Below are 19,374 nucleotides of genomic sequence, written 5' to 3' on the forward strand. Positions count from 1 at the left end.
TTACCCGCGCAGCAGCTTGATGATCGCGGAGAAGTCCAGGCCGCCTTGCCCGGCGTCCGCGAACCGCTGGTAGAGGTCCGCCGCCTGCGCGCCCATCGGCGTGTTCGCGTCCGCGTCTTTCGCAGCTTCGGCCGCGAGCTTGAGGTCCTTGAGCATCAACGCGGTCGCGAACCCCCCCTGATAGTCATGGTCGGCGGGCGTATCGGGGCCAACGCCCTGCACCGGGCAATAGCGCGTCATCGACCAGCTCTGCCCCGACGACACGCTCGAAATGTCGTAAAAGGTCTGCGCGTCGAGCCCGAGCTTCTCGGCCAGCAGGAACGCCTCGCACGTCGCGACCATTGTCGCACCGAGCAGCATGTTATTGGCGATCTTCGCCGCCTGGCCGGTGCCATTGGTGCCCGCGTGGATCACCGCCTGCCCCATCGCCGCGAGGATCGGTTGGGCCTTGGCGAAGCCCGCGTCGGTGCCGCCGACCATGAAGGTCAGGGTGCCGGCGTTAGCAGCGCCGATTCCGCCCGACACAGGCGCGTCGACCGCAGTGACTCCGTTAGCGAGCGCGAGTGCCGCGACATGCTTGGCGGTGGCGACATCGATGGTCGAGCAATCGATCAGGATCGTCGCAGGCGAGACGTGCGCGGCGAACAGTTCGGCATAGACCGCCTCGACATGCCGCCCGGCGGGGAGCATCGTGACGATCGCCTCGGCCCCGTCCGCTGCCGCGGTGGCGGAACCCACCGGCGCGCAGCCCGCCGCCTTCGCGCGATCGAGCGCGTCCGCCGACAGATCGAACGCGCGGACGTCATGCCCCGCCTTCGCGAGGTTCGCGGCCATCCCGCCGCCCATGTTGCCGAGCCCGATGAATGCGATGCGTGCCATTGTCTCTCTCCTACTTCTTCTTACCCCCCTCCCGCTTGCGGGAGGGGTTGGGGGAGGGTAGTACCGCATGGCGCGCCGCTTGAGGCACGCCCCTCCCCTAGCCCCTCCCGCAAGCGGGAGGGGGACTTTGCGTTACTTCCCCGTCCACACTCCGGCGCGCTTTTCGACGAAGGCGGTCATGCCCTCGCTCTGGTCCTCGGTGCCGAACAACGCATGAAACAGCCGGCGCTCGAACTGCACGCCCATGCTCAGGCTGGTCTCGAACGCGGCGTTGACCATCTCCTTGTTCGCCAGCACCGCGAGCGGGGCCATGCCCGCGATCGTCGCGGCGACCTTGACCGCTTCCTCGACCAGATCGGCAGCGGGGATCACGCGCGAGGCGAGCCCGGCGCGCTCGGCTTCGGCGGCGTCCATCATGCGGCCCGTGAGGCACATCTCCATCGCCTTGGCCTTGCCGACCGCGCGGGTCAGCCGCTGCGACCCGCCCATGCCGGGCGAGACCGCGAGCTTGATCTCGGGCTGGCCGAACTTCGCGCTGTCGGCGGCGAGGATGAAGTCGCACATCATCGCGAGCTCACACCCGCCGCCGAGCGCATAGCCCGCGACCGCCGCGATGATCGGCTTGCGCGTGCGCGTGAAGCGGTCCCATCCGGCGAAGAAGTCATGCGCATACATGTCGGCGAAGCCCTGCGCCTGCATCTCCTTGATGTCCGCGCCCGCCGCGAACGCCTTCTCGCTGCCGGTGATGACCGCGCAGCCCTGCGACGGATCCGCATCGAACGCCGCCATCGCGGCGAGCAGGTCGGCGAGGATCTGGCTGTTGAGCGCGTTGAGCGCCTTGGGGCGGTTGAGCGTGATCAGCGTGACGCGGTCGCGCTGTTCGACGAGGATGGTTTCGTACGTCATGCCGGGGTCCATTCATCGGCTGGAGAGAGAGGCGCAAAGATCTGGTCGATCACGTGGTCGGTCACGTCCTGCGGCGTCGCCGGGTCCCAGCGCGGGGCGTTGTCCTTGTCGATGATCACCGCGCGGACCCCTTCGAGGAAATCGTGCCGCTGCACGACGCGCGAACCGATCGCATATTCCTGCCGCATTTCGTCCTCGAACGTCGCCATCATCTGGCCTTCGTGGAGCAGGCGAAGCGACACCTTCATCGTCTGCGGCGACTTGGTGCGGAGCGTGGCGAGGTGCTGCGTCGCCCAGTCCCCGCCGTCAGCTTCGAGCGCGGCGTAGATGTCCTCGAGCACGTCCGAGGCGAACAGCCGGTCGATCCCATCGCGCTGCGCGAGGATTTTTGCTTCGGGCGGGGTTTCGCCGATCGCGTCGAGGGTTGCCGCGATCGCCTGTGAGTCGGCAGCGATCCGGGCCTTCACATCGTCGAGCGTCGCGCTTGGCAAATAATGCGTCGCCAGACCCAGCGCGAGGCACTCCGCCCCGTCGAGCCGGTGCCCGGTCAGCGCGAGATACTGCCCGATCCGCCCGGGCAGCCGCGACAGATACCAGCCGCCACCGACGTCGGGGAACAGGCCGATCCCGGTCTCGGGCATCGCGAACTTAGTGTTCTCGGTGGCGATGCGGAAATCGCACGGGCAGGCGATACCGACGCCGCCGCCCATCGTGATCCCGTCCATGAACGCAACCGTCGGCTTGGCATAAGTGAACAGCCGGTGGTTGAGCCGATATTCGGTATGGAAGAACGCGCGCGCCGCGACGCCATCCGCCGCGCCGCTCTCGGCCAGCATCCGGATGTCGCCACCCGCGCAGAAGCCCCTGCCCTCGGCGTGGTCGAGCAGCACCGCCTCGATCGCGGGATCGGCGCGCCACGCGTCGAGCGCATCGAGCATCGCGGTGCACATGTCGGCGGTCAACGCGTGAAGCGCCTTCGGCCGGTTGAGCCGGATCCGGCCGACAGGCCCTTCAATCGAGGTCAGGACGTCGCTGGGCATGCACGGTCTCTCATCACTGTCTTCGTGTCTTTGTGGCTTCGTGCGCGAAGACTCTTTCTCGCACAAAGCCACGAAGCCACGAAGAGGAAGGGGGCTTCGCTTCGCGGGGTTACTGGCGCGTCAGTTCGCGCCCGATGATCATCCGCATAACCTGATTGGTCCCTTCGAGGATCGAATGCACCCGAAGGTCGCGCCAGAAGCGTTCGATCGGGTAATCCATCAGATAGCCGTAGCCGCCATGCAGCTGAAGCGCACGGTCGGCGACCAGCGAGCCGGTGTCGGTCGACAGCCGCTTCGCCATCGCCGCGAACTTGGTCTTGTCGGGCGCGTTCGCCGTCACCTTGGCCGCCGCCATGTACAGCAGCGCGCGCGCCGCCTCCAGGTCGGTCGCCATGTCCGCGAGCATGAACTGCGTGTTCTGGAAATCGCCGATCGCCTTGCCGAACTGCTTGCGATCCTTGGTGTAACCAATCGATTCATCGAGGCACCGCTGCGCGCCCCCGAGTGAGCACGCACCGATATTAAGCCGCCCGCCATCGAGCCCCATCATCGCGATGCGGAACCCTTCGCCCTCGCCGCCCACAAGGTTATCCACAGGGACATGCACATCCTCGAACACGACCTGCGCGGTCGGCTGCGAGTGCCAGCCCAGCTTGCGCTCGTTCGCGCCGAAGCTGACGCCGGGCATGTCCTTCTCGATCACGAGGCACGAAATGCCCTTGGGGCCATCCTCACCCGTGCGGACCATCGTGACATAGACTTCGTTCTCGCCGCCGCCCGAGATGAACTGCTTGGTGCCGTTGACGACATAATGATCGCCATCGCGGACCGCGCGCGTCTTGAGCGCCGCTGCGTCCGAGCCCGAGCCCGGCTCGGTCAGGCAATAGCTCGCGATCTGGTCCATCGTGACGAGCGAGGGAAGGTACTTGTCCTTCACCCCCTGCGCGCCGAACCGGTCGATCATCCAGCTCGCCATATTGTGGATCGAGATGAACGCCGAGGTCGACGGGCAGCCGTACGCCATCGCCTCCATGATCAGCGCCGCTTCGAGCCGACCGAGGTTGATCCCGCCCGATTCTTCGGAGACGTAGATCGCCGCGAACCCGAGCTCCGCCGCTGCCTTGATCGTGTCGCGCGGGAAGATGTGTTTCTCGTCCCACTCCGCCGCGAACGGCGTGATCCGGTCGGCGGTGAAGCGGCGCGCGAGTTCCTGGATCTCGCGCTGATCGTCGGTAAGGTCGAACTGGTCGGTCATTGCAGGCTTTCTTGTGCTGTCATCGGGAAGGCGAGACACCTCACCCCATCGTCGGAATCACGAACGCATCCTGAATACGGCTAGGCCCACCGTCCTCGCTGCCGCCCGGCAGCGTCGAGCCGTCAGGCCAGCGCTGAGTCACGGTCTTGACCTTGGTCCAGAACTTGACGCCTTCCATGCCGTGCTGGTTGGTATCGCCGAATGCGCTGCGCTTCCACCCGCCGAACGTGTGATAGGCGACCGGCACCGGGATCGGCACGTTGATCCCGACCATCCCGACATTCACTCGCGCCGCGAATTCGCGCGCCGCATGGCCGTTGCGCGTGAAGATCGCGACGCCGTTGCCATACTGATGCTCGCTTGGGAGCCGGACGGCATGATCGAAATCGTCCGCACGGATGATCTGGAGGACCGGGCCGAAGATCTCCTCCTTGTACGATTCCATCGACGGGGTGACATGGTCGAACAGCGACGGGCCGATAAAGAACCCCTTCTCATGTCCCTGAAGCGCGAACCCGCGCCCGTCGACGACCAGCTCCGCACCCTCGTCGACGCCGGTCTGGATCCACTGCTCGATGCGCGCGCGGTGCGCGGCGTTGACGACCGGACCGTAATGCGCGTCCTTGTCGGTTGAGACACCAACGCGAAGCGCGGCGATCGCGGGGATCAGTTTCTCGCGCAAAGCGATAGCGGTCTTCTCGCCGACCGGGACCACGACCGGCAGCGCCATGCAGCGCTCACCCGCCGAACCGAAGGCCGCACCCGACAAGTCGGCGACGACCTGGTCGAGATCGGCGTCGGGCATGACGATGCCGTGGTTCTTCGCCCCGCCCATCGCCTGGACGCGCTTCCCGGCCGCGACGCCACGCTTGTAGACGTAATGCGCGATGTCGGACGAGCCGACGAAGCTGACCGCGCTGATCGCGGGATGATCGAGGATCGCATCGACCATTTCCTTGTCGCCGTGGACGACCTGGAGGATACCCTCGGGCAACCCCGCCTCGCGGAACAGCTCGGCGAGCCGCACCGGCACCGACGGGTCACGCTCGGAGGGTTTCAGGATGAACGCATTGCCCGTCGCGATCGCGACGCCCGACATCCACAAGGGGATCATCGCCGGGAAATTGAACGGGGTAATGCCGGCACCAATGCCGAGCGGCTGGCGCATCGAATAGACGTCGATCCCCGGGCCCGCACCCTGGGTGTACTCGCCCTTGAGCACATGCGGGATGCCGCAGCAGAATTCGATCACCTCGAGCCCGCGCTGGATATCGCCCTTCGAATCCGCGATCACCTTGCCGTGCTCGGACGACAGCAGCTCGGCGAGCTCGTCCATGTGCAGTTCGACCAGCCGCTTGAACTCGAACATCACGCGCGCCCGGCGCTGCGGATTGGTCGCGGCCCAACCCGGCTGCGCCTTCTGCGCGGCAGCGATGGCCGTATCCAGGTCGGCTTGCGTGCCGAGCGTCACGGTCGCCTGGACTTGCCCGGTGTTGGGGTCGAACACGTCGCCGCTACGCGCTGCACCACCGCTGGTGCCGCCATCGGCCCGCCCGGCGATGTGATGATCGATAATCCGCATGGCATCCTCTTCCGCTTGTTTTCCCGGCCTGTCGCCGATTCCGCAACGCACGCCAAGGGGCTATGACGCCAGAGATGGTTACAGGGGAAACTTTTTGCGATGGGTCGGGAGCGGTGACGGCCAGGTCGCGCGCGGGCGCATTCGGCGTCCTCATACCGCGCGCGCCGACATACGACATGATCGTCTCGTTTTGAAGCAAATGGCGGCAACCAATGCTTAACGCTGTATTAACCCGCATTGCGATTCTTACGTGCTCTTATAAACTCGGCAACGTTGGAGGGGGTGATGCTCGCATTGCCGATCAACGACGTCGGCGCGCCTGTCTTTTGCAGCTGCGACGACGGTGCGCATTCATCGCTCACGTCGAACATCGGCGGAGCGAGGGTCAGTTGTCAGAGTGAGAGGATCGTCGCTTGGTCATGTTGAAACGCGCTGTGGGAACGCTCGAACCCGTTGCGATCGCGCTGGTCGTGATCCTTCTCTTCCTGGTCGCCTTTGCAGGATATTGGCTGGATAATCCCAAGTCGAGCGTCTGATCGGCCGGCACGGCACATCGGCCGACGGCAAGCCAATACGCACCCGAATGTCACCAAATCGACCGCAGGATATTGACCCGCGGTGCGCGATCATGCGAATGGCCGGTCGGTCGACGATGTGGTGCGCCAGCCAACGCAGCCCCGCCTCAGCCGACACTAGCGCATGACGCCGGTGCGTCGCGGGTATAGTACAATGGTAGTACAGCAGCCTTCCAAGCTGAATACACGGGTTCGATTCCCGTTACCCGCTCCACCGCCAGCACGTTCGGCAAATCGACGGCTGTCCGCCAAGCTCCCCATTTCGGACAGTGTGGATCTGCGTCAAATTTACCCGCGTAGAGCGGCCGCGGCGATGGTTCCGGAAGAGCCGGTGCACCTCCCGCAAACTTGACCCTAACAATCGCCGCAGTGAACACCGCGACGGCATTTGGGTCTTTCGGATGCTTGGACTGGGTACGCGGTCGACCCTATCGCCCGGCACGCATAGCGCCATCCCGAAGCGGCAATTGCTTTTCGCCTTATCCGTATTCTCGAAGTTCAAACTAACAACATGCAAGCTTGGTTCGTGCCGTAGCATTCAAGAATGCGACGTTTCGGCCCTAAGCGCCAATAAGAGCCACCGATAGGGTATCATGCCTCGCCAACCAGAATTGTCTTCCCGACGTACTGTTGAGATGCGTGACCATAACGTGCTAACCACCATGTTAGTCCTTCAAGGAACTGAGCATGTCCGATGACGTTTTTCCAAAACGCGAATATATGCACAACAGTGTTGACGATTTAACACCAAAGCTTGTTCATGGTTTAGTAGGCATCTTACTCCTAGAGTTCACACATCTGGAAAATTCGTTTGATAGTTTGATTCGGCATTTAGCTTTCGTTCCCTACCTGCGCGCTCGTGGGTTCACTGGATTTTCAGACACCGGGGAATCTATATTTCATTTGACGACGGGAAAATTCAATTCGCAAGATTTCGAAATAGGTGACGTCAAGGACATCGCACAGGCTAAAGCAAAAGCTTTTGTGGCGTTATGCAAACAGCTTCTCGATCCTGAGAAACATAGACACATTTCTCACTGGCAAGATATTTTTGATAACGTTCGTAATCATAGGAACAACATTGCGCACCTTACCGCCCATTTTTGGCTGCCCGAACAAGATCACATTCTAGAATTGTCTAATGATGAGAGATTCTACAAATGGAAGAAAGATCAAAAAATCGGTAAAAAACCAGAAAGGTTGTTTAAGTACACCGAAAAAGACCTTAGAAATGTCATCGGAGATATAAGGTGGCTTGACGCTCATGCGCGCAACTTCAGTGCGTGTTCCGGACCCGGGGCCAAGGACCCGCTTACTTTACCAAAGAGCGTACAGAAGAAGCCCGAGCTGGACGGGTCAAAAGAATAGGGCACCGACCTTGTAGAAGGGCTCTGTACAAGCCCACGGCGTAGCCACAGCAACCTCAACCAGCTTGCTGCGCTGGTCCCGAACGCCTGGACTCACGCTGTCGTGGCCGCGCAGACCTCCGCCACGTCATCCGCCCGCCGTGCGGGTTTCGCCACGCTGCCCACGGGGTGTCCCGTCCCCGCCAGCAGACGCTCCATCACGCGCGCATACAACACGTCGCCCGTCACCAGCTCGTGATAGAAGGGGTTGGCCGGATCCCCCGCAACTCCGTCGCCGGGAAAATAGCCGACCCGGTCCGTCACCACATTGGCACCCTCGCCGCGGTAGAAGACGACGAGTTGCTCGATCACCAATTTCGCGCGCCCATAAGCAGTGTCGGTTCCGATATGCAGCGACGAGGGGATGAAGATCCCGGCCAGGCGCCGCCATTCCGCAAGATGCTGCACCGCGCGCTGGACGTGACCCGCCGGATCCTCATGCTGATACGCGCAATCGAACAGATAGGCGCGCGCGCCGACCATCGGCCACTCCAGCTGCGCGATCGCATCGCCGGTGACCACCTCAAGGCCGTCCCGCGCAAGGCGTGCCGCAAACGCACTTCCGACGCGACCTTCATGGCCGTGAACAATCGCAATACGGCGCATGTCAATTCCTTGGCAGTTGGCCGATCGACCGGGGTGACGGGCGATGGCGACCTGCCACTTCCCCAGGAGAATAACGCTAGCGGTGAAGGAGCGTAGCCAGCGCCCTGCTCTTACCTCGGCGAGCATAGGCAAATGCGCGCTACCGTCGCAAGCGGCGCGTGGTGGCCCGTGCCGACCCGAGGGCGGGTCGAGCAAAACCGCGTCGTGATGATTGAACGTGCTTCCGGAAAAGCCGGAAGACGATGGTGGACAGGGTAGGGTTCGAACCTACGTAGGAGAAACTCCGGCAGATTTACAGTCTGCTGCCTTTAACCACTCGGCCACCTGTCCCCAGGCTCGCTCCCCGAAAGGATCGTCGCTCCGAAAAGCGAGGGCGTCCAATGCCGATCACCGGGCGTGCTGTCAACGCCCCCGATACGCAATTTTGCGCAAACCGCCCGGGCTTGCACGCTCGCCCCGCCCCGCATACCGGTAGACCGTCGTCCGGCCGGACGACATCAGACAACCGGGGGGTTTATCATGCGTCGAGTCCTGCTTCTGTCCAGCGCGGTCGCGCTCGTCTCCACGCCCGCGTTCGCGCCCGTGTTCGCGCAGAGCGTCGATCGCGTGGCGGTGACCCGCATCATTGACGAAGGCATGGCGCATAGCGACGTCATGCCGATCGCGGCGCACCTGTCCGATGTGATCGGCCCGCGGATGACCAACTCCCCCGCAATGCGGCAGGCCGAGGCGTGGACGCAGGCGAAGTTCAGCGAATGGGGCCTGCGCAACGTCCACAAGGAAGGATTCGATTTCGGTCGCGGATGGTCGATCGTCAGTTCGAGCGTGCGGATGCTGACCCCGCGCCCGATCGCGCTGACCGCGATCCCGATCGCGTGGACGCCCGCGACCAACGGCCCGCTCCGCGCGCCGGTCATCGTCGCGCCGATGAAGCGCGAGCGCGACTTCGCCAAATGGCACGGCCAGCTTTCGGGCAAGATCGTCATGGTCACGCTGCCCGACAGCGGATCCGAACCGAAGGAGGCCGCATTCCAGCGCTACAGCGCGGACGAACTGCGCAAGCTCGACCAGTATCAGCAGCCGACCTACGATCCCGACGCGATCGACCGGCGGGTCAAGCGGCTCGACTACGCCAAGAAGCTCGACGCGTTCCTCAAGGCGGAAGGCGCAGTCGCGATGGCGACGATGGCGTATCGCGACGGGAAGCTCGTCAGCGGCGAAGGCTACACGTTCGGGGTCGGTGACACGCCGTCGCTCCCCGCGGTGCAGATTGCGGCGGAGGATTACCGCCGGCTTGCGCGCCTCGCCAAGGTCGGCCCCGCCCCGACGCTCGAGATCACCAGCGACGTGCGCTTCGATGACGCGGACACGCAGGCGTACAACGTCATCGCCGAAATCCCCGGGACCGACCCCAAGGCGGGCTATGTCATGGCCGGCGCGCACCTCGATTCGTGGGTCGCGGCCGACGGTGCTGCCGACAATGGCGCAGGCTCGGCGATGGTGATGGAAGCCGCGCGGATTATCGCCAAGACCGGCATCCGTCCCAAGCGGACCATCCGCTTCGCGCTTTGGGCAGGCGAGGAACAGGGGCTGCTCGGTTCGCTGTCCTATGTCGAGAAGCATCTCGCCACGCGCGGCAACCCCGCCGATCCCAAGCTGACCGGGCTCAAGCTCTACACCGGCTGGTCGAACCGGTGGCCGATTACGCCGCAGTCCGGCTGGGGCGATCTCGCGGCCTATTTCAATCTCGACAATGGCTCGGGCAAGATTCGCGGCATCTATGCCGAGAACAGCCCTGCGGTGGTACCGATCTTCCGCGACTGGCTCGCGCCGTTCGCGCCGATGGGTGCGACCGAGGTGGTGATCCGCAAGACCGGCGGGACCGATCATGTCTTCATGCAGGCGGTCGGCGTGCCGGGGTTCCAGTTTATTCAGGATCCGCTCGATTATGGCAGCCTGGTGCATCATTCGAGCATCGACACGTTCGATCACCTGAAGGGCGACGACATGCGGCAGGGCGCGACGATCCTTGCATCGTTCCTGGTCAATGCGGCAAATGCGGACAAGGCCTTGCCTCGCCCGCCATTGCCGACCAAGCCCGTCGCGACCGACCCCTTCGCTTATTCGGACGAGGAAGAATGACCGTGACTGTAGTGCGTATGATGAAGTTGGAGCAGCGTTGATGGCAGCACGTCGTGGACATCGTCCGTCCCAGGCCCCCGCGGGCCGCCCGCGGTTCTGGGGGCGGCATGCCGTCGCCGCTGCGTTTGAGAACCCCGAGCGCGTCGTCCGCAAGATCTGGGCGACGCGCGAGGCGAGCGCCGCGCTAGACATCCCCGCGGATGTGCCGATCGTGTTCGCCGAAGTGACCGATCTTGCGCGGCTGGTGCCGGGCGACGCGCCGCATCAGGGGATCGTGATCGAAGTCGATCCGCTCGAAGACATGTGGCTCGCCGACCTGTTACAGCAGGGGCAGGACGACAAGCGCCCGCTAATCGTGCTCGATCAGGTCACCGACCCGCACAATGTCGGCGCGATCATGCGTTCGGCGGCGGCGTTCGATGCGTTGGGCATCGTGACGCCCGACCGGCACGCGCCCCCCGAATCGGGCACGATCGCGCGTGCGGCTTCGGGCGCGCTCGAGATCGTACCGTGGGTGCGCGTGGTCAATCTGGCACGCGCGCTCGACGAGATCGCGGAAGCGGGGTTCTGGCGGGTCGGGCTGACCGGCGAGGCGACGCAGACGCTCAACCAGGCAATGGGCACGCAGCGCGTCGCGCTGGTGCTGGGCGCCGAGGGCGAAGGCATGCGGCAGAATACCGCATCGCATTGCGATGAACTCGCGCGCCTGCCGATTTCGCCGAAGATGGAGAGCCTCAACGTGTCGAACGCAGCGGCGATCGCGCTGTATGCGGCGGCGAGCCGGTAGCAGTTTCTCCTAAGCCCTTCCCCTTTCTAAGCCTCTTCCCCGGCGAAGGCCGGGGCCCAGGAGCGAGCCGATCGTAGTTCGCGCGCTGCGCAAGATTACCTCGGCCATCACGACTGGGCCCCGGCCTCCGCCGGGGAAGGGGTTAAGGGGGTTAGAGGAATACCAATCAATCCTCGGCGGCGATCGTCACCTTGAGGCCATCGAGATCATCGGTGAACGCGACCTGGCACGACAGACGCGACGTTGCGTTGCGATCCGCCGACGAATCCAGCAAATCATCTTCGTCGGCGCTCATCTTAGGAAGTTTGGCGACAAAGTCCGGGTCGACATGCACGTGGCACGTCGCGCAGGAGCAGCAGCCACCGCACAAGGCGAGCAGTTCATCGATCCCGGCGTCACGAATGACTTCCATCACCGAAAGGCCGGCCTCTCCCATGATCTCGCGTTCTTCTCCTTCACGAGTCACGACGATAAGCTTGGGCATAGGTGAATCCTTGTATCACTGCGTCACCCTTGCCATGCCCAGCCGGAAGCCGCGACGCAAGCGGCAAGCACGGGGTTTCCTATGGGCTTGACGACCGAACAGTTGACCGAGGCGATGGACGCGCTCGCCGCACGCGAGCCTGCGTTCGCGGTGGCGCTGGAGCGCATCGGCTATCCGCCGCCCCGGATCAGCGAACGCGGCTTCGGCACGCTGCTGCGCACGATCATCGGGCAGCAGGTGAGCGTGACCTCGGCACAATCGACCTACCGGAAGCTCGAGGGGATCGTCGGCAGCCTCGACGACCCGGCGAACATCATCGCCGCGACCGACGAACAACTGCGCGCCGCCGGCCTGTCGCGCCAGAAGGCAAGCTATGCGCGCAGCCTCTCCACGCTCGTCACCAGCGGGGAGCTCGATCTCGCCAATCTCCCCGAGGATGATGAGGAAGCGATCGCCAAGCTGGTCGCGGTCAAGGGCATCGGGCGATGGTCCGCCGAAATCTACCTGCTGTTTGCCGAAGGTCGCACCGACATCTGGCCGGCGGGCGATCTTGCGGTGCAGATCGAGGTCGGGCGGCTGCTCGGTCACGAAGCGCGACCGAGCGAGAAGCTGGTGCGCGAACTTGCTGAAGCCTGGCGCCCCCATCGCGGCGCGGCGGCGATCTTTGCCTGGTATCACTACCAAAGCGACATGAAGGTCATCTGATGGCGCGTGCCGACCGCCTCGCCCGGATCGATGCCGACCGCATCGAGCATGAAACCGACTATCGCGCCGCGCTGATCGCCGCGTTGCAGACCACCGCCAAGGGCCGCTGGGGGCTGTTCGGGCATCAGGGCAAAAAGGGGGAGACCCCGGCGTCGGTCGCGACCGTCACAGCGTTGATCGAATTGGGCGAGACGATCGACGATCTCCGCGACACGCTGGGAATGGAGCCCTTTGCATTGCATGCGGACTTCGTTGCGGCGCGCGGACCGGTGCGCTCCGATGCGGTGGGTGAACCCAAGCAGGCGCAGGCGTGGCTTGCGCGTCTGGAACAGGAATCGGGAACGGCATGAGCGGACAGTGGACAATCGGGATCATCGGCGGCTCCGGCCTGTATGCGATCGACCAGTTGGAAAATCCGGAGTGGCGGCGCGTCGATACGCCATGGGGGTCGCCGTCGGATGACTTGCTGTTCGGCAATATCGGCGCGGTTGAACTCGTGTTCCTTCCCCGCCACGGTCGCGGGCACCGGATCAGCCCGTCCGAACTCAACGCGCGGGCCAATATCGATGCGCTGAAGCGGGCGGGCTGCACCGACATTCTGGCGATCTCGTCGATCGGGTCGTTGCGCGAGGAACTGGAGCCGGGGCGGTTCGTCGTGGTCGACCAGTTCATCGATCGCACCACGCAGCGCGACCCCAGCTTCTTCGGCACCGGCATGGTCGCGCACGTCTCGATGGCGGAACCGGTGTGCCCGCGCCTGTCCGCCTTTGCCGCGGAAGCCGTGGCGAGCGCGGGCGGCAGCGTGACCAAGGGTGCAACCTATCTCGCGATGGAAGGCCCGCAATTCTCGACCCGCGCGGAAAGCCTGATGTATCGCCAATGGGGCGCTGACGTGATCGGCATGACCGCGATGCCCGAAGCCAAACTCGCGCGCGAGGCGGAGATGCCCTACGCGCTGATCGGCATGGTGACCGACTATGATTGCTGGCGTGAGGAAGCGGCATTCGTCGAGGTCAGCGAGGTCATCAAGCAGATGGGCGCAAACGGCGCGATCGCACGGCAGACGGTCGCGGCGCTGGTCGCGGCACTCCCTGCCGAGCGCACCCCCTCCCCGCTCGACACGGTGCTCGACCACGCGCTGATCACCGCGCCCGACACCCGCGACCCGGCGGTGCTCGCCAAGCTGGATGCAGTGGCAGGACGCGTGCTCCGCTAACAGCGCCGCAGGCTTCCGCTACTCTCTTCTACCTTCGTGGCTTTGTGTCTTTGTGCGAGAAAAAGACTTTCTCACGCAAAGGCGCAAAGGCGCGAAGTTAGAAGAACAGGAAGATGCGGACCAAGGAACGCAACCCTTTTTCTCTTCGCGGCTTTGCGCCTTTGCGTGATCAGAATTTCTCGCACAAAGACACGAAGCCACAAAGGTAGAAGAAGGGCTACTGGCTTCGCCGGTTTGGGTCAGGCGCCCGCCACGATCTGCTCGGCTTGTGCAAGATGCAGCCGCTCGACCATTTCGCCGTCGACGCGGATCGCGCCCAGCCGCGCATTCTCGGGCAAGGCGAATGCGGCAATGACCGCCTCCGCCCAGCGCACCTGATCCGCCGACGGCGCGAAGGCGCGGTTGGCGGGAATGATCTGCGCGGGGTGGATCAGCGTCTTGCCGTCGAAGCCGAACGCCGCACCCTGCGCGCACTCCGCTGCAAGTTCGGGGGTGTCCGCAAGCACGTTCGACACGCCATCAAGCGCGATCAGCCGATGCGCTCGCGCCGCCGTGACGATTGCGACCAGATGCGGCAGCAACGGCAACCGATCGCTCCCCGGCGTGCAACGCATGTCCTTCGCCAGATCATTCGTCCCCGCGATCAGGCACGCCAGCCCCGGTGCCGCCGCAATCGCTGGCAACGCGAGCATCGCCGCGCACGTCTCGATCATCGCCCATAACGGCACATCGCCCAACGTCGCGCGCGCCAGCGCAAGATCGTCGGGGTGCGAAACCTTGGGCAACAGCACCGCATCGAAGCCCGCGCCGCGCGCCGCCTCCAGATCCGCCTCGCCCCATTCGGTATCGAGCGCGTTGACGCGCAACACGAGCAACCGATCGCCGAACCCGCCGGTCCACGCCGCCGCAATCGCCTGCGCGCGCGCGTCCACCTTGCTGTCGGGCGCGACCGCGTCCTCCAGATCGAGGATCACCGCATCGCACTCGAGCCCGCGCGCCTTGTCGATCGCGCGCGCATTCGACGCGGGCATGAACAAGGCGCTGCGGATCCGCCTCATGGCTGCACCACCGGTTCGCGCCGCACCGGCGCGGGGGAATCTTCCCAGCCGCCGCCGAGCGCCTTGAACAGGCTGATCTGCGCATCCGCCACCGCAGCGTCCGATTGCGCGAGCGCGGCGCGCGCGTCGGCACGGTCGCGTTCGGCCTGGATCAGCAACAGGAAGCTGTCCGCACCATAATCGAAGCGCAGTTGCGACAGTTTCGCCGCCGCGCTGCTCGACGCTTCGGCACGGCGCAATGCCGCGTTGCGATCGAGCGCGCCCGAATACCGCGCGAGCGCCTGTTCGACCTCCTGCAATGCCGTCAGCACGCGCCCATCGAACGTGGCAAGGCTCGCATCTGCGCCTGCCCGCGCCTGACGGATCCGCGCCCGCGCGATCGTCTGGTTGGGGAAGCTCCACGAGATCAGCGGCCCGGCCGAATAGGTGACCGCGCTGCTCTTGAACAACTGGCTCCCGCGTTGCGCATTGAGCCCGATCGACCCGAGCAGCGAGATCTTCGGATAGAGCTCGGCAGTCGCGATCCCGATCCGCGCGGTGTCGGCGGCGAGCGTGCGCTCGGCCTGGCGCACGTCGGGACGCCGCCGGATCAGCGCAGCACCGTCGCCGATCGGCAGGATGTCGCGCACCGTCGGCGGCGTGGAGCACGCGTTGGCCGCTGCATCGATCTGCTCGGGCGGCAAGCCCGTCAGCACCGCAAGCGCATACAGCGACGCGCGCCGCTCCGCCTCGAAGCCGGGGATCGTCGCCTGCGTCTGCGCGAGCAGCACGTCCGCGCGATCGACATCGCGCCGCGTGCCGCGCCCGGCGGTGAACAGCGTGTTGGTCAGCCCGAGCGTGCGTTGCTGGAGCTTGACCGTTTCCTCGGCGACCCCGCGCTGCTGCGCATTGCTACACGCGCTGGCATAGGCGCGCGCCGTCTCAGCGGCGACCGAGACGCGCGAGGCGTCGAGCTGTGCCTGCGCCGCCTGGACGTCGCCGCGCGCCGCCTCGATCGCGCGGGTGATGCCGCCAAACAGGTCGACTTCATAAGAGGCGTCGAACCCGAGCTTGAAACTGTTAAAGACGAACGACTGCGGCGTCACTGCACCGCCAGTCCCCGTACCGGTTCCAGTTCCTGTCCCGGTCCCAGTCCCGGTTCCAGCCCCAGTTCCGACGCCGGTCCCCGCCCCTCCGAAACCAAGGCTTGCCGTATTGATCTGCGCGCGCGTGAAGCTCGCGTTCGGCCCGGTCGTCGGCAGCCGGGCTCCGCGCTGTTCGGACAGAACGGCGCGGGCACGCTCGAGGTTGCCCGCCGCAATGCGCACGTCGGTATTGTGCGCCAGCGCATCTGCGACCAGCCGGTCGACCACGGGGTCGTTGTACAAGCGCCACCAATGGTCAGGGAGCGGCGTCGGGGTGATCCCCTTGCCGATCCCGGCCTCGGCGAACGCGCCACCCGTGGGCGGCACCGGCGTCGTCGGCGTCTTGTAGTTGGGCCCCACGACGCACGCCGAAAGCGCGAACGCGGGGAGGACGGTCAGAATACGCTTCATGCCGGTTTTCCTTCCGGAGCGGGCAGCTGGGCGGGCGCGTGATCGTCCGTCCCCGGCCGCTTTCGGCGCAGTTTCGAGGCAACCCAGTCACCCCCCTTGCGGCTGATGACGTAGAAGCTCGGCGTGAACAGCAGGCCGAACGTCGTCACGCCGATCATCCCGAAGAACACCGCCACGCCCAACGCCTTGCGCATTTCCGCGCCAGGCCCCGACCCGAGCACCAGCGGCAACACGCCGAGGATGAACGCGATCGACGTCATCAGGATCGGGCGCAGGCGCTGCTCGGCGGCATGTTCCGCCGCCGCATACAGTTCCATCCCGGCATCCTCATTGGCGCGCGCGAATTCGACGATCAGGATCGCGTTCTTCGCCGCCAGACCGATCAGCACGACCAGCCCGATCTGAGTCAGGATGTTATTGTCCATTCCCATCAGGTTCACGCCCACGATCGCCGCGAGCAGGCACATCGGCACGATCAGGATGACTGCGAACGGCAGCACCAGACTCTCATAATTCGCCGCCAGCAGCAGGAACACGAACAACACCGCCAACCCGAACACCAGCGAGCCGGTATTCCCCGCCTGCTGCTGCTCGAACGCGATCTCGGTCCATTCGTAGCTCATGCCCTTGGGCAGCGTCTCGCCCGCGATCTTGGCCATCGCCTGCAAGCTCTGCCCGGAGGAATAGCCGCGCGACGTGTCGCCCTGCAATTCCGCCGACGGGTAGAGGTTGTACCGCACCACGCGGTACGGCCCGGTATCGTTGCGCAGCGTCATCACCGCATCCAGCGGCACCATGTTGCCCGCAGCCGAGCGAGTCCGCAAATGCCCGACATCGGACACCTGGTCGCGGTAGGGCGCATCCGCCTGCGCGGTCACGCGGTAGGTGCGCCCCAGATAATTGAAGTCGTTGATGTACGACGACCCCAGATAGCTGCCGAGCGTCGAGAACACGTTCGACACGGGCACTCCCAGCTGCTCGGCACGCTCTCGGTCGATGTCCGCGAACAGGCGCGGGGTGCGGTTGTTGAAGGTGGTGAACGCCGCGGTGATTCCAGGCGTCTGGTTCGCCTTCGCCATCATCCCGAACGCGGCACCTTCCAGCGCCTTAAACCCGAGATTGCCGCGATCCTCGATCAACATCTTCCAGCCGCCGCCGGTCCCGATCCCGCGCACCGGCGGTGGCGGGATGACGAGCAGCAAGCCCGCACTGAGCGGCGCGAACGCCTGTCGCATCTCGTTGGCGATCGCATCCGCGGCGCCACGGTCGGCATGGGGTTTGAGCGTGATGAACATCGCGCCGCCATTGGACGCGGTCGAGAAGGTCGCACCATCGAGACCCGCGAACGCCACCGTATCCTGCGTCGCAGGGTTCTTGTGCGCGATTTCGGCCGCGCGCCGGATCAGCTCGTCGGTCCGCTGGAGCGATGCGCCCGGCGGCAACTGCGCCGCGACAATCAGATACCCCTGATCCTGCGCGGGAATGAACCCGGTCGGGGTCGCGGTGAAGCGCCAGCCGGCCAGCCCGATCAGGATGACATAAGCGATCCCGATGATCGCAAGGCTGCGGATCGCGCGTGCGGTGAACTTGCCGAAGCGATTGCCCAGCCAGTCGAACCCGCGGTTGAAGCCGCGTGCGAACCGCGTCCCCAGCCCGCGGATACCGGGCTTGGGCTCGGCATCATGCTTGGGCTTGAGAATCAGCGCGGCGAGCGCGGGCGACAGCGTCAGCGAAACGAATGCCGAGATGGCGGTCGCCGAGACGATCGTCAGCGCGAACTGCTGATAGAATTGCCCCGAGATGCCCGGAATGAAGCTCGTCGGGATGAACACCCCGCACAGCACCAGCGCGATCGCGATCAGCGCGCCCGACACTTCGTCCATCGTCTTGTGCGCGGCATCGAACGGGGAGAGGCCCTCCTCTTCCATCAGGCGTTCGATATTCTCGACCACGACGATCGCGTCGTCGACCACGATCCCGATCGCGAGCACCATGCCGAACAGCGACAGGTTGTTGAGCGAGAAGCCGAACGCCGCGAGCACCGCGAGGCTGCCGAGCAGCGACACCGGGATCGCAATGATCGGGACGAGCGCCGCGCGCCAGCTTTGCAGGAACAACAGCACGACCAGCGCAACCAGCACCAGCGCCTCGACCAGCGTATGCTCGACCGCTTCGATCGACGCCTGGATGTATTCGGTCGGGTTGTACGGGATCGAATAGGCGAGCCCCGGCGGGAAGGTCTTGGCGACGTTGGCGACTTCCGCCTTCACCGCATCCGCCGTGCTGAGCGCGTTCGAACCCGGCAACTGCGTGATGCCGATCGCGGTCATCGACTTGTTGTTGAGCATCGCGTTGATCGTGTAATCCTGCGCGCCCAGCTCGATCCGCGCGACGTCGCGCAGACGCGTCAGTCGCCCCTGGGCATCCCGCTTGACGATGATCGCGCCGAATTCCTCGGGCTTGGTCAACCGTCCGGTCGCCTGGATCCCGAGCTGGAACGCGGTCCCGCCCTCATTGAACGGCGGCTGCCCGACCGAACCCGCGGCGACCTGTGCGTTTTGCGCGCGGACCGCGGCGGTGATCTCGTCGACCGTCAGGTTGCGCGATGCGGCACGGTCGGGATCGACCCAGACGCGCATGTTGTAATCACGCCCACCGAACACGCGCACGCCACCCACGCCGGGAATTCGCGACAGGCGATCGATCAGCTGCGTGGTGGCGTAATTGGAGACGTAGGAGGAACTCAGCGACCCGTCGGGCGACGTCAGTGCGACCACCATCAGGATGTCGGGAGAGTTCTTGCGGACCGTCACGCCGATCTGGCGGACTTCCTCGGGCAGGCGCGGCTCGGCGGTGGAGACGCGGTTCTGCACCAGCACCTGCGCCTGGTCGACGTTGGTGCCCTGCTTGAACGTGACGGTGATCGCGAGCGCGCCGTCACCGGTCGCGGACGAGGACATGTAGATCATGTTCTCGACGCCGTTGATCGATTCTTCGAGCGGCGCGGCGACGGTGGCGGCGAGCGTTTCCGCGTTCGCCCCCGGGAAGGTCGCGTTGACGACCACGGTCGGCGGCGCGATCTCGGGATATTGCGCGACCGGCAGGCCCGGATAGGCGACGACCCCGAACACGATGATGAGGATCGACAGGACCGCCGCGAAGATCGGGCGATCGATGAAGAAATGGGGGAATTTCACG

16 protein-coding genes and 2 tRNA genes are annotated in these 19,374 nt (G+C 65.0%); 7 read left to right on the forward strand and 11 right to left on the reverse strand.

The features are described from left to right. The 5 genes from mmsB to AC3WJR_RS11760 form a co-directional block, all read right to left on the reverse strand. The gene (gene mmsB / locus AC3WJR_RS11740; protein ID WP_492725177.1) at window positions 1-879 is read right to left on the reverse strand and encodes a 3-hydroxyisobutyrate dehydrogenase; all 879 of its coding nucleotides are present in this window, start codon (window positions 877-879) and stop codon (window positions 1-3) included. 132 nt (window positions 880-1,011) lie between these two features. Next, window positions 1,012-1,785: an enoyl-CoA hydratase gene (locus tag AC3WJR_RS11745; RefSeq protein ID WP_492725179.1), complete on the reverse strand. Its 774-nt coding sequence runs from the start codon at window positions 1,783-1,785 to the stop codon at window positions 1,012-1,014. Beyond that, window positions 1,782-2,825, reverse strand: a complete 1,044-nt coding sequence (locus tag AC3WJR_RS11750) for an enoyl-CoA hydratase/isomerase family protein (RefSeq protein WP_492725182.1) — start codon at window positions 2,823-2,825, stop codon at window positions 1,782-1,784. The genes AC3WJR_RS11745 and AC3WJR_RS11750 overlap by 4 nt, the downstream gene beginning before the upstream one ends. Window positions 2,826-2,934: 109 nt before the next feature. Next, a complete protein-coding gene (locus AC3WJR_RS11755; protein ID WP_492725184.1) occupies window positions 2,935-4,080 on the reverse strand; it encodes an acyl-CoA dehydrogenase family protein in 1,146 nt (381 codons plus the stop codon). A gap of 40 nt (window positions 4,081-4,120) precedes the next feature. Beyond that, window positions 4,121-5,662 carry a CoA-acylating methylmalonate-semialdehyde dehydrogenase gene (locus AC3WJR_RS11760; RefSeq protein ID WP_492725186.1) on the reverse strand — a complete coding sequence of 514 codons (1,542 nt, stop codon included), beginning with the start codon at window positions 5,660-5,662 and terminating at the stop codon, window positions 4,121-4,123. 715 nt (window positions 5,663-6,377) lie between these two features. On the opposite strand from AC3WJR_RS11760, the gene AC3WJR_RS11765 reads away from it, so the two are divergent. Together AC3WJR_RS11765 and AC3WJR_RS11770 are read left to right on the forward strand one after the other, a co-directional pair. Beyond that, window positions 6,378-6,451, forward strand: a tRNA-Gly gene (locus AC3WJR_RS11765). A gap of 473 nt (window positions 6,452-6,924) precedes the next feature. Next, the gene (locus AC3WJR_RS11770; RefSeq protein WP_492725188.1) at window positions 6,925-7,605 is read left to right on the forward strand and encodes a hypothetical protein; all 681 of its coding nucleotides are present in this window, start codon (window positions 6,925-6,927) and stop codon (window positions 7,603-7,605) included. 92 nt (window positions 7,606-7,697) lie between these two features. On the opposite strand, the gene AC3WJR_RS11775 is transcribed toward AC3WJR_RS11770, so the two are convergent. Further along, on the reverse strand, window positions 7,698-8,249 hold the full coding sequence (locus AC3WJR_RS11775) for a dTDP-4-dehydrorhamnose reductase family protein (RefSeq protein ID WP_492725190.1): 552 nt from the start codon (window positions 8,247-8,249) through the stop codon (window positions 7,698-7,700). A gap of 243 nt (window positions 8,250-8,492) precedes the next feature. Then, a tRNA-Tyr gene (locus AC3WJR_RS11780) sits at window positions 8,493-8,579 on the reverse strand. Window positions 8,580-8,768: 189 nt separating this feature from the next. Between AC3WJR_RS11780 and AC3WJR_RS11785 the strand changes: the two genes are divergently transcribed. Together AC3WJR_RS11785 and rlmB are read left to right on the forward strand one after the other, a co-directional pair. Continuing rightward, a complete protein-coding gene (locus tag AC3WJR_RS11785) occupies window positions 8,769-10,391 on the forward strand; it encodes a M20/M25/M40 family metallo-hydrolase (RefSeq protein ID WP_492725192.1) in 1,623 nt (540 codons plus the stop codon). 40 nt (window positions 10,392-10,431) lie between these two features. Next, on the forward strand, window positions 10,432-11,178 hold the full coding sequence (gene rlmB, locus AC3WJR_RS11790; protein WP_492725194.1) for a 23S rRNA (guanosine(2251)-2'-O)-methyltransferase RlmB: 747 nt from the start codon (window positions 10,432-10,434) through the stop codon (window positions 11,176-11,178). Window positions 11,179-11,344: 166 nt separating this feature from the next. Here rlmB and AC3WJR_RS11795 read toward each other — a convergent pair whose 3' ends face one another. Beyond that, on the reverse strand, window positions 11,345-11,662 hold the full coding sequence (locus AC3WJR_RS11795; protein ID WP_354281816.1) for a 2Fe-2S iron-sulfur cluster-binding protein: 318 nt from the start codon (window positions 11,660-11,662) through the stop codon (window positions 11,345-11,347). Window positions 11,663-11,743: 81 nt separating this feature from the next. Here AC3WJR_RS11795 and AC3WJR_RS11800 point away from each other — a divergent pair, with 81 nt between their 5' ends. Genes AC3WJR_RS11800 through AC3WJR_RS11810 form a run of 3 tightly spaced genes read left to right on the forward strand, consistent with a single transcriptional unit; the run spans window position 11,744 to window position 13,583 of the window. After that, window positions 11,744-12,367: a DNA-3-methyladenine glycosylase family protein gene (locus AC3WJR_RS11800; RefSeq protein ID WP_492725199.1), complete on the forward strand. Its 624-nt coding sequence runs from the start codon at window positions 11,744-11,746 to the stop codon at window positions 12,365-12,367. Beyond that, entirely contained in the window at window positions 12,367-12,717 is a 351-nt protein-coding gene (locus tag AC3WJR_RS11805) for a hypothetical protein (protein ID WP_492725203.1), read from the forward strand. Before AC3WJR_RS11800 ends, AC3WJR_RS11805 begins: the two co-directional genes overlap by 1 nt. Further along, on the forward strand, window positions 12,714-13,583 hold the full coding sequence (locus tag AC3WJR_RS11810; RefSeq protein ID WP_492725206.1) for an S-methyl-5'-thioadenosine phosphorylase: 870 nt from the start codon (window positions 12,714-12,716) through the stop codon (window positions 13,581-13,583). Before AC3WJR_RS11805 ends, AC3WJR_RS11810 begins: the two co-directional genes overlap by 4 nt. A gap of 239 nt (window positions 13,584-13,822) precedes the next feature. On the opposite strand, the gene AC3WJR_RS11815 is transcribed toward AC3WJR_RS11810, so the two are convergent. From AC3WJR_RS11815 to AC3WJR_RS11825, 3 genes are read right to left on the reverse strand one after another with little or no spacing between them, the layout of a single operon-like run. Next, on the reverse strand, window positions 13,823-14,641 hold the full coding sequence (locus AC3WJR_RS11815; RefSeq protein WP_492725208.1) for an HpcH/HpaI aldolase/citrate lyase family protein: 819 nt from the start codon (window positions 14,639-14,641) through the stop codon (window positions 13,823-13,825). Then, entirely contained in the window at window positions 14,638-16,176 is a 1,539-nt protein-coding gene (locus tag AC3WJR_RS11820; protein WP_492725211.1) for an efflux transporter outer membrane subunit, read from the reverse strand. The genes AC3WJR_RS11815 and AC3WJR_RS11820 overlap by 4 nt, the downstream gene beginning before the upstream one ends. Continuing rightward, complete coding sequence (locus AC3WJR_RS11825; protein ID WP_492725213.1) at window positions 16,173-19,373, reverse strand: efflux RND transporter permease subunit; 3,201 nt, start codon at window positions 19,371-19,373, stop codon at window positions 16,173-16,175. Before AC3WJR_RS11825 ends, AC3WJR_RS11820 begins: the two co-directional genes overlap by 4 nt. Window position 19,374: the final 1 nt, after the last annotated feature.

It is taken from the genome of Sphingomonas sp. FW306-05-A (assembly GCF_058782275.1).

Excerpts from the sequence above, each read along its gene's own strand:
- mmsB (WP_492725177.1), bottom strand. The coding sequence starts at position 879 with ATGGCACGCATCGCATTCATCGGGCTCGGCAACATGGGCGGCGGGATG.
- AC3WJR_RS11745 (WP_492725179.1), bottom strand. The coding sequence starts at position 1,785 with ATGACGTACGAAACCATCCTCGTCGAACAGCGCGACCGCGTCACGCTG.
- AC3WJR_RS11750 (WP_492725182.1), bottom strand. The coding sequence starts at position 2,825 with ATGCCCAGCGACGTCCTGACCTCGATTGAAGGGCCTGTCGGCCGGATC.
- AC3WJR_RS11755 (WP_492725184.1), bottom strand. The coding sequence starts at position 4,080 with ATGACCGACCAGTTCGACCTTACCGACGATCAGCGCGAGATCCAGGAA.
- AC3WJR_RS11760 (WP_492725186.1), bottom strand. The coding sequence starts at position 5,662 with ATGCGGATTATCGATCATCACATCGCCGGGCGGGCCGATGGCGGCACC.
- AC3WJR_RS11770 (WP_492725188.1), top strand. The coding sequence starts at position 6,925 with ATGTCCGATGACGTTTTTCCAAAACGCGAATATATGCACAACAGTGTT.
- AC3WJR_RS11775 (WP_492725190.1), bottom strand. The coding sequence starts at position 8,249 with ATGCGCCGTATTGCGATTGTTCACGGCCATGAAGGTCGCGTCGGAAGT.
- AC3WJR_RS11785 (WP_492725192.1), top strand. The coding sequence starts at position 8,769 with ATGCGTCGAGTCCTGCTTCTGTCCAGCGCGGTCGCGCTCGTCTCCACG.
- rlmB (WP_492725194.1), top strand. The coding sequence starts at position 10,432 with ATGGCAGCACGTCGTGGACATCGTCCGTCCCAGGCCCCCGCGGGCCGC.
- AC3WJR_RS11795 (WP_354281816.1), bottom strand. The coding sequence starts at position 11,662 with ATGCCCAAGCTTATCGTCGTGACTCGTGAAGGAGAAGAACGCGAGATC.
- AC3WJR_RS11800 (WP_492725199.1), top strand. The coding sequence starts at position 11,744 with ATGGGCTTGACGACCGAACAGTTGACCGAGGCGATGGACGCGCTCGCC.
- AC3WJR_RS11805 (WP_492725203.1), top strand. The coding sequence starts at position 12,367 with ATGGCGCGTGCCGACCGCCTCGCCCGGATCGATGCCGACCGCATCGAG.
- AC3WJR_RS11810 (WP_492725206.1), top strand. The coding sequence starts at position 12,714 with ATGAGCGGACAGTGGACAATCGGGATCATCGGCGGCTCCGGCCTGTAT.
- AC3WJR_RS11815 (WP_492725208.1), bottom strand. The coding sequence starts at position 14,641 with ATGAGGCGGATCCGCAGCGCCTTGTTCATGCCCGCGTCGAATGCGCGC.
- AC3WJR_RS11820 (WP_492725211.1), bottom strand. The coding sequence starts at position 16,176 with ATGAAGCGTATTCTGACCGTCCTCCCCGCGTTCGCGCTTTCGGCGTGC.